Source organism: Mesorhizobium sp. WSM4819, from assembly GCF_055811215.1.
Genome location: NZ_JBVVQO010000009.1, coordinates 95,710 through 109,857, shown reverse-complemented (window position 1 = coordinate 109,857; position 14,148 = coordinate 95,710). Strand labels below are relative to the sequence as shown.

Annotated in this window: 19 protein-coding genes; 9 read left to right on the top strand and 10 right to left on the bottom strand. The window is 63.2% G+C overall.

What is annotated here, in order from left to right; translation table 11 throughout:
* Nucleotide 1 precedes the first annotated feature (1 nt).
* Complete coding sequence (locus AC0L18_RS11050; RefSeq protein ID WP_023800005.1) at nucleotides 2-1,033, top strand: peptidoglycan -binding protein; 1,032 nt, start codon at nucleotides 2-4, stop codon at nucleotides 1,031-1,033.
* A 229-nt stretch (nucleotides 1,034-1,262) separates the two neighbouring features.
* Entirely contained in the window at nucleotides 1,263-1,661 is a 399-nt protein-coding gene (locus AC0L18_RS11045; RefSeq protein WP_473492189.1) for a hypothetical protein, read from the top strand.
* Nucleotides 1,662-1,782: 121 nt separating this feature from the next.
* On the opposite strand, the gene AC0L18_RS11040 is transcribed toward AC0L18_RS11045, so the two are convergent.
* Nucleotides 1,783-2,136 (bottom strand): DUF1304 domain-containing protein, encoded by a 354-nt coding sequence (locus tag AC0L18_RS11040; RefSeq protein ID WP_473492188.1) that lies wholly within the window; start codon nucleotides 2,134-2,136, stop codon nucleotides 1,783-1,785.
* Nucleotides 2,137-2,325: 189 nt separating this feature from the next.
* Between AC0L18_RS11040 and AC0L18_RS11035 the strand changes: the two genes are divergently transcribed.
* The gene (locus AC0L18_RS11035) at nucleotides 2,326-3,825 is read left to right on the top strand and encodes a carboxypeptidase M32 (RefSeq protein WP_473492187.1); all 1,500 of its coding nucleotides are present in this window, start codon (nucleotides 2,326-2,328) and stop codon (nucleotides 3,823-3,825) included.
* Nucleotides 3,826-3,918: 93 nt separating this feature from the next.
* Here AC0L18_RS11035 and AC0L18_RS11030 read toward each other — a convergent pair whose 3' ends face one another.
* A complete protein-coding gene (locus AC0L18_RS11030) occupies nucleotides 3,919-5,721 on the bottom strand; it encodes an ABC transporter transmembrane domain-containing protein (protein WP_091593456.1) in 1,803 nt (600 codons plus the stop codon).
* Nucleotides 5,722-5,756: 35 nt separating this feature from the next.
* Nucleotides 5,757-5,945, bottom strand: coding sequence for a hypothetical protein (locus tag AC0L18_RS11025; protein ID WP_473492185.1), 189 nt, complete (start codon nucleotides 5,943-5,945; stop codon nucleotides 5,757-5,759).
* Between AC0L18_RS11025 and rpmE the strand changes: the two genes are divergently transcribed.
* Entirely contained in the window at nucleotides 5,928-6,149 is a 222-nt protein-coding gene (gene rpmE / locus AC0L18_RS11020; RefSeq protein ID WP_006327661.1) for a 50S ribosomal protein L31, read from the top strand. The two genes, AC0L18_RS11025 and rpmE, sit on opposite strands and share 18 nt — an antisense overlap.
* Nucleotides 6,150-6,218: 69 nt before the next feature.
* Here the strand turns inward: rpmE and AC0L18_RS11015 are convergent, their stop codons facing one another.
* A complete protein-coding gene (locus AC0L18_RS11015) occupies nucleotides 6,219-6,860 on the bottom strand; it encodes a TetR/AcrR family transcriptional regulator (RefSeq protein WP_473492184.1) in 642 nt (213 codons plus the stop codon).
* Nucleotides 6,861-6,972: 112 nt separating this feature from the next.
* Between AC0L18_RS11015 and AC0L18_RS11010 the strand changes: the two genes are divergently transcribed.
* The gene (locus AC0L18_RS11010) at nucleotides 6,973-7,806 is read left to right on the top strand and encodes an NAD(P)H-binding protein (RefSeq protein ID WP_473492182.1); all 834 of its coding nucleotides are present in this window, start codon (nucleotides 6,973-6,975) and stop codon (nucleotides 7,804-7,806) included.
* Between the two features lies 1 nt (nucleotide 7,807).
* Nucleotides 7,808-8,287: an anthrone oxygenase family protein gene (locus tag AC0L18_RS11005; protein WP_473492181.1), complete on the top strand. Its 480-nt coding sequence runs from the start codon at nucleotides 7,808-7,810 to the stop codon at nucleotides 8,285-8,287.
* A gap of 29 nt (nucleotides 8,288-8,316) precedes the next feature.
* Here AC0L18_RS11005 and AC0L18_RS11000 read toward each other — a convergent pair whose 3' ends face one another.
* The 3 genes from AC0L18_RS11000 to AC0L18_RS10990 all read right to left on the bottom strand — a co-directional run bounded on the left by AC0L18_RS11000 (nucleotide 8,317) and on the right by AC0L18_RS10990 (nucleotide 10,036).
* Nucleotides 8,317-8,643 carry an Rdx family protein gene (locus AC0L18_RS11000; protein WP_473492180.1) on the bottom strand — a complete coding sequence of 109 codons (327 nt, stop codon included), beginning with the start codon at nucleotides 8,641-8,643 and terminating at the stop codon, nucleotides 8,317-8,319.
* Between the two features lie 105 nt (nucleotides 8,644-8,748).
* Nucleotides 8,749-9,498, bottom strand: a complete 750-nt coding sequence (locus AC0L18_RS10995) for a YebC/PmpR family DNA-binding transcriptional regulator (RefSeq protein WP_023800014.1) — start codon at nucleotides 9,496-9,498, stop codon at nucleotides 8,749-8,751.
* 214 nt (nucleotides 9,499-9,712) lie between these two features.
* Nucleotides 9,713-10,036: an ArsR/SmtB family transcription factor gene (locus tag AC0L18_RS10990; protein ID WP_473492179.1), complete on the bottom strand. Its 324-nt coding sequence runs from the start codon at nucleotides 10,034-10,036 to the stop codon at nucleotides 9,713-9,715.
* A 51-nt stretch (nucleotides 10,037-10,087) separates the two neighbouring features.
* On the opposite strand from AC0L18_RS10990, the gene AC0L18_RS10985 reads away from it, so the two are divergent.
* The 3 genes from AC0L18_RS10985 to AC0L18_RS10975 are packed head-to-tail and all read left to right on the top strand — an operon-like array spanning nucleotide 10,088 to nucleotide 11,444.
* Complete coding sequence (locus AC0L18_RS10985) at nucleotides 10,088-10,570, top strand: SRPBCC domain-containing protein (protein WP_473492178.1); 483 nt, start codon at nucleotides 10,088-10,090, stop codon at nucleotides 10,568-10,570.
* A gap of 16 nt (nucleotides 10,571-10,586) precedes the next feature.
* Entirely contained in the window at nucleotides 10,587-10,949 is a 363-nt protein-coding gene (locus tag AC0L18_RS10980) for a hypothetical protein (RefSeq protein ID WP_473492177.1), read from the top strand.
* A gap of 27 nt (nucleotides 10,950-10,976) precedes the next feature.
* Nucleotides 10,977-11,444, top strand: a complete 468-nt coding sequence (locus AC0L18_RS10975; protein WP_236384825.1) for an SRPBCC family protein — start codon at nucleotides 10,977-10,979, stop codon at nucleotides 11,442-11,444.
* A gap of 282 nt (nucleotides 11,445-11,726) precedes the next feature.
* Here AC0L18_RS10975 and AC0L18_RS10970 read toward each other — a convergent pair whose 3' ends face one another.
* The 3 genes from AC0L18_RS10970 to AC0L18_RS10960 all read right to left on the bottom strand — a co-directional run bounded on the left by AC0L18_RS10970 (nucleotide 11,727) and on the right by AC0L18_RS10960 (nucleotide 14,060).
* Nucleotides 11,727-12,494 (bottom strand): TerC family protein, encoded by a 768-nt coding sequence (locus tag AC0L18_RS10970; protein ID WP_473492175.1) that lies wholly within the window; start codon nucleotides 12,492-12,494, stop codon nucleotides 11,727-11,729.
* A gap of 72 nt (nucleotides 12,495-12,566) precedes the next feature.
* Nucleotides 12,567-13,391 carry a TIGR00282 family metallophosphoesterase gene (locus AC0L18_RS10965; protein WP_473492174.1) on the bottom strand — a complete coding sequence of 275 codons (825 nt, stop codon included), beginning with the start codon at nucleotides 13,389-13,391 and terminating at the stop codon, nucleotides 12,567-12,569.
* Between the two features lie 81 nt (nucleotides 13,392-13,472).
* On the bottom strand, nucleotides 13,473-14,060 hold the full coding sequence (locus tag AC0L18_RS10960) for a 5-formyltetrahydrofolate cyclo-ligase (protein ID WP_473492172.1): 588 nt from the start codon (nucleotides 14,058-14,060) through the stop codon (nucleotides 13,473-13,475).
* Nucleotides 14,061-14,148 lie beyond the last annotated feature (88 nt).

Genomic DNA, 14,148 nt, shown 5'->3' with positions numbered 1-14,148 from the left:
CATGGCTCTCGCCAGGAGCCGGCGTGCCGATCGCCGTATCGATTACTGGCCGGGCTTCGTCGACGCGCTGTCGACGTTGCTGCTCGCGATCATGTTCCTGCTTACCGTCTTCGTGCTGGCGCAGTTCCTGCTCGGCCGCGAAATCTCCGGCAAGGACACGGTGCTCAACCGCCTCAATTCGCAGATCAACGAACTGACCCAGCTTCTGGCGCTGGAGCGTTCGACAACGCAGGACAAGGAAGATTCGCTCGCCAATTTGCAGGCGTCGCTGTCGGCGTCGGAGGCGGAAAAGAGCCGGCTCGAGCAATTGCTGGCGCAAGGCGCCGGTGCCGGCGACGCCGCCAACCAGCGGGCCACGGCGCTGTCGGGCGAACTCGACAACCAGCGCCAGATCAGCCAGCAGGCGCTGAGCCAAGTTGAAATCCTCAACCAGCAGATCTCGGCGCTGCGCAGACAGATCGGAGCGCTCGAAGAAGCGCTCAACGTGTCGGAAGCGCGCGATCGCGAGTCCAACACCAAGATCGCCGATCTCGGCCGCCGCCTGAACGTCGCGTTGGCGCAACGTGTGCAGGAACTGAACCGCTACCGGTCCGACTTCTTCGGGCGCCTGCGCGAAATCCTCGCCGATCGCGAGAACATCCGCATCGTCGGCGACCGTTTCGTCTTCCAATCGGAAGTGCTTTTCCCGACAGGCTCCGAAGTGATCAACGATGCCGGCAAGGACGAGATGAAGAAGCTCGCCGACGCCATCATCGACCTGCAGAAGGAGATCCCGCCGGAGATCAACTGGGTGCTGCGCGTCGACGGCCACACCGACGACAAGCCGCTGTCGGGCACCGGCCGCTACCGCGACAATTGGGAATTATCGACGGCGCGCTCGACCTCGGTGGTGAAGTTCCTGATCGAGAACGGCGTGCCGGCCAACCGCCTGGTTGCCGCCGGCTTCGGCGAATTCCAGCCGCTCGACCCCGCCGACACCGAAGACGCGCGCAACAAGAACCGCCGCATCGAGCTGAAACTGACCGAGCGCTGATCGGCCCGGCTCCAGACGGCGGCCGCACTTAGGGCGGCGATGCAGGCTGGCAAGACCTGAAAAGATTACCTTTTTTTGATTACACTTTGCCGAGGATCGCTCCTAGCTATGTCGCGGGGCCGAGAACCGCCGGCGTTGGAAGCGTCCATCGCGGCCCGACGGAACCGACGGCCCACGGCCGGAAGGTGGCCCTCCCAATCGCCGCCTCCCCTGTAAAAGGAGACGCAACATGCGCTCTTTCACTCCCAAGACCCTCAGGACTGCAACGCTCGCCGCACTTCTCGTCACCGTTCCGCTTGCTGGCGCCGACGCCGGCCCGCATGAGGCATCTTTGATCAACCAGATAGAGAGCGTGGATACCGGTATCCGAGGCGCCATGCAGGCGAACAGCATCAAGCTGGACGAAGCGCGTGGCTTGCGCACGCAGGTCGCTCGACTTGATCGGGCCGCGCAGAGGGTCGCGCGAGATGGAACGATGCCGGCCACGCAATATCATCAATTGCTGGCTGAGCTCGATCATGTCAGCCAAAGGCTGCGCGCTGCCACCGGCAGCGCCTTCCTCATCGGCAGCGGTGGCGATGGCGGGTACTATCCGAACGGCTACGGCCCAAACTATCCAAAAGGCTGAAATCATCCATTACAGCGCGGCACTTTGATCTTGCGCATGATCTGTTGATCTTGCGCAAGATCCGTTCCGCACCGAAGCCCCAGGCGGGGAGCGTTTCCAAAAATCGAGTCCGATTTCGGGGTTATGCGCCCAACCAAACTGCGACCAGACCAACTGCAGCCGGCACGGTCTGGATGTAGAGGATTTTCCTGCCGACCGTCGCCGCGCCGTAGAGGCCGGCGATGGCGACGCAGAGCAGGAAAAACACCTTGATCTGGAAACCAGCCGCGCCGAGGTAAAGCCCCCAGATCAGCCCGGCGGCGAGAAAGCCGTTGTAAAGCCCCTGGTTGGCCGCAAGCACTTTCGATGCGCTGGCGAATTCCGGCGTCAGCTTGAACGCCTTGTGGCCGCGCGGCGTGTCCCACAGCACCATCTCCAGATAGACGATGTAAAGGTGGATCAGCGCCACCAACCCGACCAGCACATTGGCGATCATGCTTCGTCTCCCCGATGCGACGCGCCGCCGCCTCGCGACATTGATCACGCACGCCACCGCTCCCGCAAGACCCATTGCAGCGTGCATCCTGGCCAGCAACCAATGTGCCCATCGCGAACCGCCTTTCAGGGTTGCCAATATCAGCGCATTGGTATCTTTTCCCGCCGTTCAAATTCAGCGGAAGCCACAATGTCCTTTCAAAAACTCGACGACCTCGGCCACAAGCTTGAAGCACTGGAGCATGCGCTCGCCATTCTCGGCGCCGACGAGGCGACCCACATGGCCGTCGGTGGCGGCGAAAAGCGCGCCGAGGCGATGTCGGCGCTGGCCGGCATGCATCACGCCAGAGCGACAGCGCCGGAGATCGCCGACTGGATCGCAGCGGCCGAACAGGAAACGCTGAACGAAGAACAGCAGGCAGCGGTCAAGGAATTCCGACGGCAATACACCAACCTGACCTGCCTGCCGGTCGAATTCGTCGAGCGCCAAACCACCGCCCGGATGCGCTCCGAGCAGCTGTGGCGCGACTTGCGTGCAAAGAACGACTGGGCCGGCTTTTTGCCGGCGCTAGAAGGCGTCGTCGCACTGGTGCGCGAGGAAGCAGCCCTTCGCGCCGACGTGCTCGGCCTTGATCCCTACGACGCGCTGATGGAGCAGTACGATCCCGGCAACCGCGCCGCCGACATCATGCCGGTCTTCGCCGAGTTGAAGACGTTCCTGCGGGATTTCGTACCGGAGGCATTGGCGGTGCAGGATGAGCGGCTGGCGAAACATCCGCTAAAACCGCTTTCGGGCAGCTATGCGATCGAAAAGCAGCGCGAGCTTGGCCTCGCCATGATGGCGGCGGTCGGCTTCGATCTCACCCACGGCTCGCTGTCGGTATCGCATCATCCGTTCTGCGGCGGCGTGCCGAGCGACGTGCGCATCACCACCCGCTACAAGACCTCCGATTTCCTGTCGGCGCTGATGGGCGTGCTGCACGAGACCGGCCATGCGCTTTACGAGCAGAACCTGCCGCAGGCGTGGGCGCACTGGCCGCTCGGCAAGGCGCGCGGCATGGCTGTGCATGAAAGCCAGAGCCTGTTCGTCGAGAAGCAGATCGGTCGCAACCCCGAATTCTGGCGCTGGGCGCTGCCGGTGGTCGAAAAGCACCTCGGCGAGACCTGGTCGATCGAAGACATCCTGCCGCATGTACACCGGGTCGAGCGTGGCCTGATCCGTGTCGACGCCGACGAGGTGACCTATCCGCTGCACGTCATCCTGCGCTACGAGCTGGAGCAGGAGCTTGTCTCGGGGCGGCTCGAGGCCGCCGACCTGCCCGAGGCCTGGGACGCCAAGATGCGCGACTATCTCGGCCTGTCGACATCAGACAACCCGGCCGACGGGCCGATGCAGGACGTGCACTGGCCGGGTGCTGCCTTCGGCTATTTCCCGTCTTATACGCTGGGCGCGATGATGGCGGCGCAGCAATGGGCCGCCTTGACCAGAGAGCATCCCTCGGCCGACGCAGACCTCGCCAAGGGAAATTTCGCGGCGATCAACGACTGGCGCCGTGAAAAGATCTGGTCGCAAGGCTCGCGCTGGTCGACGCCCGAACTGCTCGAACGCGTTACCGGCGAGAAGCTCAACGCCACGCATTTCACCGAGCATTTGCGCAAGCGCTATGGGGAGGTGCTGAAGGGCGCCTGACATATCTTCAAGCGCATCGAACGCGGCGGCACTTTCGTCACCGCCGACCAGCGCCATTTTGCAAAGACGAAGCCGTTTGGCAGGGTCGTCCTACTACTCCGCGGCGCCCCTGAAGGCGTTCGCCCCGGTTTCGAACTGCAGCTTGGCCAGCCGCGCATAGATGCCGCCCTTGGCGACGAGGCTCTGGTGGGTGCCTTCCTCGACGATGCAGCCGCCATCCATGACCAGGATCCGGTCCGCCTTCAGCACCGTCGCCAGCCGGTGGGCGATGACGATCGTGGTGCGGTCCTGCATCAGCCGCTCCAGCGCCGTCTGCACCAGCGTCTCGCTTTCGGCGTCCAGTGCCGAGGTTGCCTCGTCGAGCAGCAGGATCGGCGCATGGCGCAGTATCGCGCGGGCAATCGCCACGCGTTGGCGCTGGCCGCCGGACAAGGTCACGCCGCGCTCGCCGACCTGGCTGTCATAGCCTTTTTCGAGTTTCAGGATGAACTCGTCGGCAAGTGCATCCCTGGCCGCCGCCTCGATCTCGGCCTGGCTGGCGTCCGGACGGCCGAAGCCGATATTGTCGCGCGCGCTGGCCGCGAAGATGGTGACGTCCTGCGGCACGATGGCGATTCGCTCTCGGATGGCGACGGGGTCGGCCTCGCGCACATTGACGCCGTCGATCATGATCTTGCCGGTCTCGGGGTCGTAGAAGCGCAAAAGCAGCGAAAAGACGGTGCTCTTGCCAGCACCCGACGGGCCGACGATCGCCACCGTCTCGCCGGGCTTGACCTGGAAACTCAGGCCGTGGACGGCAGCGCGGTCGGGCCCGGCCGGATAGGAGAAGGACACGTCGTCGAAACTGATTGCGCCTCTGGCCGTCGCCGGCAGCAGTTTCGGATGCGCGGGGGCCTGGATCGCGGGCGTCTCGGCCAGGATCTCGGTCAGCCGTTCGGCAGCACCCGCCGCCTGGGAAAGCTCGCCCCACACTTCCGACAGCGCGCCAAGCGCGCCGGCGGCGAACACCGAATAGAGCAGGAATTGGCCGAGCGTGCCCGGCGACAGCGTGCCGTCGAGCACGTCGCGCGAACCGAACCACAGCACCGCCACCACCGAGGAAAAGATCATGAAGATGGCGAAGAAGGTGAGGAAGGAGCGGGCAAAGATCGAGGATCGCGCCGCCGCGAAAGCGGCTTCCACGGCAGCTGAAAAATGCCCGGTGACCAGCTTCTCATTGGTGAAGGCCTGCAGCGTGCGCACCGCGCCGATCTGCTCGCTGGCGTATGCCGTGGCGTCGGCCAGCGTGTCCTGCGCCAGCCGCGATTTTCGCCGCACCGAGCGGCCGAAGGCGACCAGCGGCAGCACGATCACCGGAATGGCGGCGATGACGAGGCCCGACAGTTTCGGGCTGGTGAAGACCATCATCGCCACGGCGCCAAGCCCAAGAATGACGTTGCGCAGCGCTACCGATGCGGTGGCACCGACCGCCGACTTGACCTGCGTCGTGTCGGCGGCGAGCCGCGACACGATCTCGCCCGACTGGGCGGTGTCGAAAAAGGATGGCGACAGCGTCGTGACATGGCGGAACACGTCGCTGCGGATGTCGGCGACGACACGCTCGCCCAGCGTGATGACGAAATAATAGCGGCTGGCCGACGCCGCGGCGAGCAAGGCAGCCATCACCACGAGCATGGCGAAATACTCGGCGATGAAAATGGAATCGGAAGCGGAAAAGCCATGGTCGATCATGCGCCGCACGGCCAGCGGCAGCGCCAGCGTCGTCGCCGCAGCAACGGTCAGCGAGACGACCGCGCCAATGACCATTTTCCGGTAGCGGGTGATGTAGGGGAACAGGCGCCGCAGCGGCTTGAGCGAGCGCCTACGCTCGTCTGCATCGCCGCTGGTGTGCGCCATGACCGTTTCCTCTGGCCGCCTTCTGGGCATGCGCCTCAATATGCGCTTACCGCGGCCTTGTGATTCGATTCCGGCTGATGTATAGGCTCGCCGACCGTTTTTAAAAGCCGTGGCTCCTCAATAGCTGCGGCTTCGAGTTTTAAAAAGGGGCGCATCGACGCAGGCTTTACGCCCGTCAGCGGCGCCAGCGAACCAGGAATAGCACAATGAAGACCGATATCCATCCCGACTACCACACCATCAAGGTCGTCATGACCGACGGCACCGAATACATGACCCGTTCGACCTGGGGCAAGGAAGGCGATACGATGAACCTCGACATCGACCCGACCACCCATCCGGCCTGGACCGGCGGCCAGCAGACCCTGCTCGACCGCGGCGGCCGCCTGTCGAAGTTCAAGAAGCGTTTCGAAGGTTTTGGGCTCTAAGCCGTAAGCCTTTTTCGGATCAGAAGGAACCCGCCCTCGTGGCGGGTTTTTTCTTGCCGGAATGCGGCTCTATTCGTCGACCAGTTCGCGCAGCGCCATGCGCTTGTAGGCGGCGACCAGGTCGTCGCCTTCCTTTCGACCGACCGAGATCGCCAGCCGCATGGTGGCCTCGCCCATCTGCCAGATGAGAAACGCCGTCGTTTCCAGCGCCGCCGGATCGGCGGTAGGCCGCAGCCGCTTCAGCACCGCGGTGAGGAATTCGGCGTTGGCCCGGCTGTCGGCGAGCTCGAGTTCGCGCAGCGCCTTGTCGGCCTGTGTGCCCGACCAGATGTCGCGCATTACCGGCTCGGCCAGGAATAGCCCGTAATAGATATCCACCAGCTCGGAAAATGCCCGCCGCAGCCCTTCGGCGTCGCTAACCGGTGCAAGCGCTGCCGCGATGCAGGCCTGGCTTTCGGCGGTGTGGCGCTCGGCCAGCGCCCAGATGATCGCTCGCTTGTCCGGGAAGAACTGGTAGAGCGAGCCGATCGACACGCCGGCCCGTTCCGCAACTTCGCCCATGCGCATGGCATCGCTGCCTTGCTCGGCGATCAGCGTAGAGGCGGCGGCCAGCATCCGCTCGACCCGCTCGCGGCTGCGCTGCTGGCTGGGCGCCCGGCGCGGCGATGCGATCTGGCCATCCTGTGAACCCGCTACGCTCGAGCCTTCCATCACTGTCTCCTGGCGAATGATCAACAAACTGGCTTGACTCACAAAATACGAGGGTTTATCACGTTTTGCAAATGTGAGGATTATTCATATTTGTGAGCAAAGGAAAATCGCCATGATCGATACAGCAGCAAAACCGATTTTGATCCTCGGCGGCACCGGCAAAACCGGCCGTCGTCTCGCGGACAGGCTGACGGCGCAGGGCCTGCCGGTACGAATCGGCTCGCGCTCGGGCACCCCGCCCTTCGACTGGGAAGACGATACGACCTGGGAACCCGCGCTCGATGGTGTCGGTGCCGCCTACATCAGCTACTATCCCGATCTTGCGGTGCCCGGCGCGGCCGAAGCGGTCGGCGCCTTCGCCAACCTTGCCGTGGCAAGCGGTGTGCGCCGGCTGGTGCTGCTGTCGGGGCGCGGCGAGATCGAAGCGCAACGTGCCGAAGAGATGCTGAAAGCCTCAGGCGCCGACTGGACGATCCTGCGCTGCGCCTGGTTTTCCCAGAATTTCAGCGAGAGTTTTTTGCTCGATCCGCTGCTGGCCGGTGAGGTGGCTTTGCCGGTCGGCACTGTCGGAGAACCGTTCGTCGATGCCGACGACATTGCCGATGCCGCCGTGACGGTGCTTACCCGGCAAGGCCATGTCGGCCAGCTTTACGAGCTGACCGGGCCGCGTCTGCTGAGCTTCGCCGACGCGGTCGCCGAGATCGGCAAGGCGGCCGGCCGCGACATCCGCTTTGTCAGGATTTCGCATGCCGAGTTCACCGCCGCAGTAGCCGGATACGAGTTGCCTGCCGAGTTCGCCTGGCTGCTCAACGAGCTGTTCACCGAAGTGCTCGACGGTCGCAACGAGGCGCTGACCGACGGCGTCGAGCGCGTGCTCGGCCGCGCCCCAAAGGACTATTCCGCCTATGCAACCGAAACCGCTGGTACGGGCATATGGAGTGACTGACATGATCATGAAACTGCTTCCCAGCCTCACCTTCATCGCCGCGCTCGGCTCGGGCGTCGTCGCTGGTGTCTTCTTCGCCTTCTCCAGCTTCGTCATGCCGGGCCTCGCCCGCATGCCTGCCGTGGGCGGTATCGCCGCCATGAATTCGATCAACGTCACTGCGGTGACGCCGCTGTTCATGACCGCGCTTTTCGGCACCGGGCTGATCTGCCTCGTCCTCGTCGTCGGCGCTGTCATCGGCTGGGGCCAACCAGGCACGTTGTGGCTTCTCGCCGGCGCCCTGACCTACCTCGTCGGCAACCTGATCGTGACGATGATTTTCAACGTGCCGCTCAACAACGCGCTGGCCGCCGTCGATCCGGCAAGCGCCAACGGCGCCGCCGTTTGGGCCACCTATCTCAGGGACTGGGTGATGTGGAACCACGTCCGCACCATCACCGCCATCGTCGCGCTGGCCTGCTTCATCATGGCGTGGCGGTGAACGAGGGCAGAAAGTTAAAAGACCTTGCGTCAGGCAGGGTCTTTTGACGGAGTATCTCTTGACTTGTCGCTCTTGCGGTCGGCATGGCCGAGATCGCGGTCCGGATCGATCACGTCGCGAACCAGTTGCTTAAGCCTTGCGGCATCGGGAAAGCCGCCGTCGCGCTTGCGGTCCCAGACCAGTGTCTCGTTGCAGGAAATGGTGAAGATGCCGCCGGTGCCGGGCACCAGCGTGACCTCGCCCAGATCCGTTGCGAAGGTCGACAGCAGCTCCTGCGCCATCCAGCCGGCCCGCAGCAGCCAGTGGCACTGCGCGCAATAGGTGATGCGGACCTGGGGCAACGGCTTTTCGGTCATGTCAGATTGAGCTCCGCTCATATGTCAGATTGAGTTCCGCTCATATCTCGGGCTGAGCTGTGCTCATGCCGGACTGAACTCCGCTCATGTCTGGTTGAGCTGTGCTCATGCCGCGCTGAGCTTCGCCATGGTCTCGTCGTCGACCTCGAAATTGGCGTAGACGCTCTGCACGTCGTCATCGTCCTCGAGCGTGGCGACCAACTTCATCAGCGACTGTGCCCGCTCCTCGTCGACCGCAATGTTGGTCTGCGGCTTCCAGATCGGCTTCACTGATTCAGCCTCGCCGAGCGCGCCTTCCAGCGCCTTCGACACCTCACCAAGATTCTCGAAGGCGCAATAGATCGTGTGGCCTTCCTCGTCCGACTGGACGTCGTCGGCCCCGGCCTCGATCGCCGCGTCCATGACCTTCTCCGCGCTGCCAACCGATGCCGGATAGAAGATTTCGCCGACACGGTCCCACATGAACGACACCGAGCCGGTTTCCCCCATCGCCCCGCCGGCCTTGGTGAAGGCGGCACGCACATTCGACGCCGAGCGGTTGCGGTTGTCGGTCAGCGCCTCGACGATGAGCGCAACGCCGCCTGGCCCGTAGCCTTCGTAACGCACGGCTTCGTAAGTCTCGGCGTCGCCCATCGACGCCTTGTTGATGGCGCGCTGAATGTTGTCTTTCGGCATCGACACCGCCTTGGCGTTCTGCACGGCAAGACGCAGGCGCGGGTTCATCGACGGGTCCGGCGTCCCGCTCTTGGCGGCGACGGTTATTTCGCGCGCCAGCTTGGAAAACATTTTCGACCGCACCGCGTCCTGGCGGCCCTTGCGGTGCATGATGTTCTTGAACTGTGAATGGCCAGCCATGGCACCCCTGTCGTTTTCTTGGCAGAGCATCCTGCAGCGAGGTAGTCACCTCGCCTTTGCCAAAATGCTCGAAGTCAAAATTTTCAGAGCGTCCCTGCTGACGTATGGCGCTCTATCTCGGAATGGCCGGCTTATAGATAAATCGGCTCAATTCGTCCAGCCGGGCCGTAAGGGCGGTGCTCAACACGCCAGCCAGTTGCATGCCTGCGGCCGCTCACTCCCCCAGATCGGATCTCAGCCGATCGAGAATGCTGATCGCATGCGTGGCGTACTGGCTGATCCAGCGGTCGTGGATCTGCTTGATCGGCAGCGCATTGAGATGATTCCAGCGCTCGCGCCCCTCGCGCCGCGCCACCACCAGGTCGGCTTCCTCCAGCACTTTCAGATGCAGCATGACGGTGCAGCGGTCCATGTCGGGAAAGGCATCGCACAGCATGCCGGTGGTCCGCGGCGCGTGCTTTAGCTCGTCGAGCAGCGCGCGCCGGCGCGGATGCGCCAGCGCCTTGAAAACATTGTCATCCTGCGCCTTGCTTGACATGTTATATTTTTATAACATAATATCGATCCGATCAAGGAAGGAGCTGTGGATATGTCTCTTGGATTCAGAGTTTCGGGCCGCATCGGCAAACCGGTTGCCGAAGTCTTCGATGCGGTCGTCAATCCGAACAAGCTCAGCGGCTATTTCACCACCATTGGCGGCGCCAGTGCCCCGCTGGTGGCCGGCGCCAGGGTCGTCTGGTGGGGCAAGGTCCCGGTCGAGGTCGACGAGGTGGAGAAAGACAACCGCATCGTGCTGCGCTGGGACGCCACCGACGCCGACGGCAAGCCGGCCTACAAGACGCGCATCGAGATGAATTTCGAGCCGCTGGACGACGGCGCCACCTTCGTCACCATCGCCGAGGCCGGCTGGCACGAGGACGCGGTCGGACTGAAGAAGTCCTACCTCAATTGCGAGGGCTGGTCGCAGATGCTGGCCTGCATGAAGGCCTATGTCGAATACGGCATCAATTTGCGCGACGGCTACTATCGCAGCGAAATGACGGGCGAGCCCGCCAATGAAGACAATATCTGAGAAGACGGAGGAAAGAATGGCTGCGAAGATCACCGGCGGCATCAACATCGCCATGAAAGTGCCGCCCCACCAACACCAGGCGACGATCGCCTTCTACCGCGATGTCGTCGGCCTTAAACCGTTCACGGCCAAGGCGCCGGCCATCGGTTTCGAGCTCGGCCCCAATCGCCTGTGGATCGACGAGGCACCGATGCTGAGCCAGGCCGAGATCTGGCTGGAGTTGTTCACCGATGATTTTGCGGCCGCCGCCGATCATCTCGCCAGAGCCGGCGTTGTGCGCTGCGACGCCATCGAGGCGCTCGGCGAAGGTTTTCGTGGCGGCTGGATCACCAATCCGGCCAACATCATTCACCTGGTGCGCGAACCCGACGCCTGGTGACGGAGACCTGTTCGGAAGGAGGACGAAATGGACATCCGTGAGATACCGACCGCCGAAGCCGGCATGCTGATCCGGCGGCCGGTCGCAGAAGTGTTCGAAGCCATCGTCGATCCGGCGATCACGACGAAGTTCTGGTTCACCCATGGCAGCGACAGGCTCGACAGCGGCAACGAGGTTCGCTGGGAATGGCGGATGTATGGCGTTTCGACGCCGGTCACGGTCAGCGAGATCGTCAGGAACGAAAAGATCGTCATGCAATGGAGCGATCCGCCGACCACGGTGGTCTGGACTTTTACCGAGATGCCGGGCGGCGCGACCTTTGTCGAGGTTCGCAATTTCGGTTTTGCCGGCAGCCCCGATGAGCAGGTCAAGCAGGCGATCGGCTCGACCGAGGGCTTCGCGCTGGTGCTCGCCGGCGCCAAGGCCTGGTTGGAGCAAGGCTTGACGCTTGGCCTGATCGGCGACCGTCATCCGAAGGGCGTGCCGACCGCTTAAGTCGCCGGGTGCCAAAAGCCATTCTGCAGCGATCCTTCCCACCCCCCTCTGTCCTGCCGGACATCTCCCCCGCAAGGGAGGTCGGATGTCGCTGAGGCTTTCGCCAATCTCCAACGCTGCAGGACGAGCGGAGCGCTAAAGCTGCCAATCTCCCTTCTTGCGGGGGAGATGTCCGGCAGGACAGAGGGGGGTGCTGTCCCTCCGACGTCTCAAAGGTTCTGCATGGCCGCGACAAGTGAGGCAGAGCTCAGGCCTTCGTGCCGTCGCTTCGCCCCGCCAACCTCAGTGCCCCGCGCCCGCCTTTGCCTTCCTGCGACGTCGCGCCAGCATGTTGAGGCCCTCGACAAGGGCGGAAAAGCCCATGGCGGCGTAGATGTAGCCCTTCGGCACATGGAAGCCCATGCCGTCGGCGATCAGCGTCATGCCGATCATCAGCAGGAAGCTCAGCGCCAGCATGACGATGCTTGGGTTCTTGGCGATGAAGTTGGCGAGCGGCCCGGCCGCCAGCATCATCACGCTGACCGCGACGATCACGGCGATGTACATGATGGCGATCTCGTCGGTCATGCCGACTGCGGTGATGATCGAATCGATCGAGAAGACGAGGTCGAGCAGCAGGATCTGGAAGACGGCGCCGCCCAGCGAAAGCTGCAGCGTTTCGCCGATCATCGTGTCCTGATGGTCCTCGAGATCGACCGTGTGGTGGATTTCCTTGGTCGCTTTCCAGACGAGGAACAGGCCGCCGGCGATCAGGATCAGATCGCGCCAGGAAAACCCGTGGCCGAACGCGGTGAATACCGGCGCCGTCAACTGGACGATGATCGAGATGGTGGCAAGCAGCACCAGCCGCATGATCAGCGCCGCCGAAATACCGATTCGGCGGGCGCGGGCCCTCTGCGCCTCCGGCAATTTGTTGGTCAGGATCGAGATGAAGATCAGATTGTCGATGCCGAGCACCACCTCCAGCACGATCAGCGTCAGCAACGCGACCCATGCAGTCGGATCGGAGACAAAGGCGAAATGTGGCGCCAGGAATTCGATGAGCTGCATGGAGGTCGTCCCCTCTTACGATCTGAAGCAGGCGTGGCCGGCAATTAGGTACTACAATCGCTTACATCAATGTCATGACCAGAACGAGGGCGCGGTTTCTTCGAGCCGCGGCCCGCGGCGAAACGGCGCAATCCGCTCGGTCAGGCCGCTGCGATCCGAAATGTCGACGCCGACGCCGCACAATGTCGCCGGGCCGCTCGCCGCCTCGAAGCGCCCTTTCGGCACCTTCGACAGAAACCGGTTGAGCGGCTCCTCCTTGTCCATGCCGAGCGAAGAATCATAGTCGCCGCACATGCCGGCGTCTGAGATATAGCCGGTGCCGCCGTTGAGGATATGGTGGTCGCCGGTCGGCTGATGCGTGTGGGTGCCGACAACCAGGCTGGCGCGGCCGTCGACGAAGTGCGCAAAGCACATTTTTTCAGAGGTCGCCTCGGCATGGAAATCGATGACCACCGCATCGGCCTGTTCGCCAAGCGGGCAGGCGGCAAGCTCGCGCTCGCCGGCCTGAAATGGATCGTCAAGTTCAGGATGCATGAACACCCGGCCCATGATGTTGGCGACCAGAACGCGCGCGCCGTTCCTGGCGATGTAGACGCCCGAGCCCCGCCCCGGCGTGCCCTTGGGGAAATTGGACGGACGCAGAAAGCGTTCCTCGCGCGGCGCGAAAGCCAGCGCATCGCGCTGGTCCCAGACATGATTGCCGGTTGTGACGACGTCGGCGCCCGCCGAGATCGTCTCGCGAAAGATCTCTTCGGTAATGCCGAAGCCGCCGGCGGCGTTCTCGCCATTGACGATGACGAAGTCGAGTTTGAAATCCAAGATCAGGCCGGGCAGTTGTTCCCACACCGCCGTGCGTCCCGTCTTGCCGACCATATCGCCGAGGAAGAGAAGTCTCATCTAAACATGATCCCGAACCGAAGGTCAGCGACGCAAAAAGCTGCATGACTTCCGGAAAAGACCATGCGTCCAGGAACTTATCTACAATTTCGGCGCGAACCGGCGCAACCCGCTCTCGGTGAGTATTTCCGGAATGGTCACGTCATGCGGCTCGTCCGGCACCAGCGCCACCTGCTGGCAGTCGAAAGCAATGCCGATCAGCCGCGGCGGCTGCCCCTTGTCGACCAGCCGCGCGATGGCACGGTCGTAATAGCCGGCGCCATAGCCGATGCGGTGGCCGCGCGCGTCGAAAGCCGCGAGCGGCACCAGCATCATCTGGGGATCGAGCACCTCGGCCTCCTCATGCGGCCCGACGGTGCCGAACCCCATGTCGATCATCGGCGCGCCGCGCACCAGTTCGCGAAAGACGATGGTGGTCTTGTCGAGAATCGCCGGCAGGCAAAGCCGTGCACCTTTTTCGCGCAAGGCGAACATCAACGGCCGGACGTCGACTTCCGAGCGCATCGGCCAGAAGCCGGAGACGATCTGGCCCGGCTCCATCGCAATGCTGTCCCGCGCTGTCTCGGCCATTTCGAGCGCTGCCTCCACCCGCCAGAACGGATCGAGCGCGTCGCGGCGCCCGAGTGCTTCGCGTCGCAACTGTCTTTTCAGGTCTTTCGAGGATGTCATGCGCCGACGATAGAAAAGGTCAGATTTGGATGGAGTTTTAGGAGCGACGTTTTCCACCGCATGATCCACCGAAGCGTGGATCCTTTGC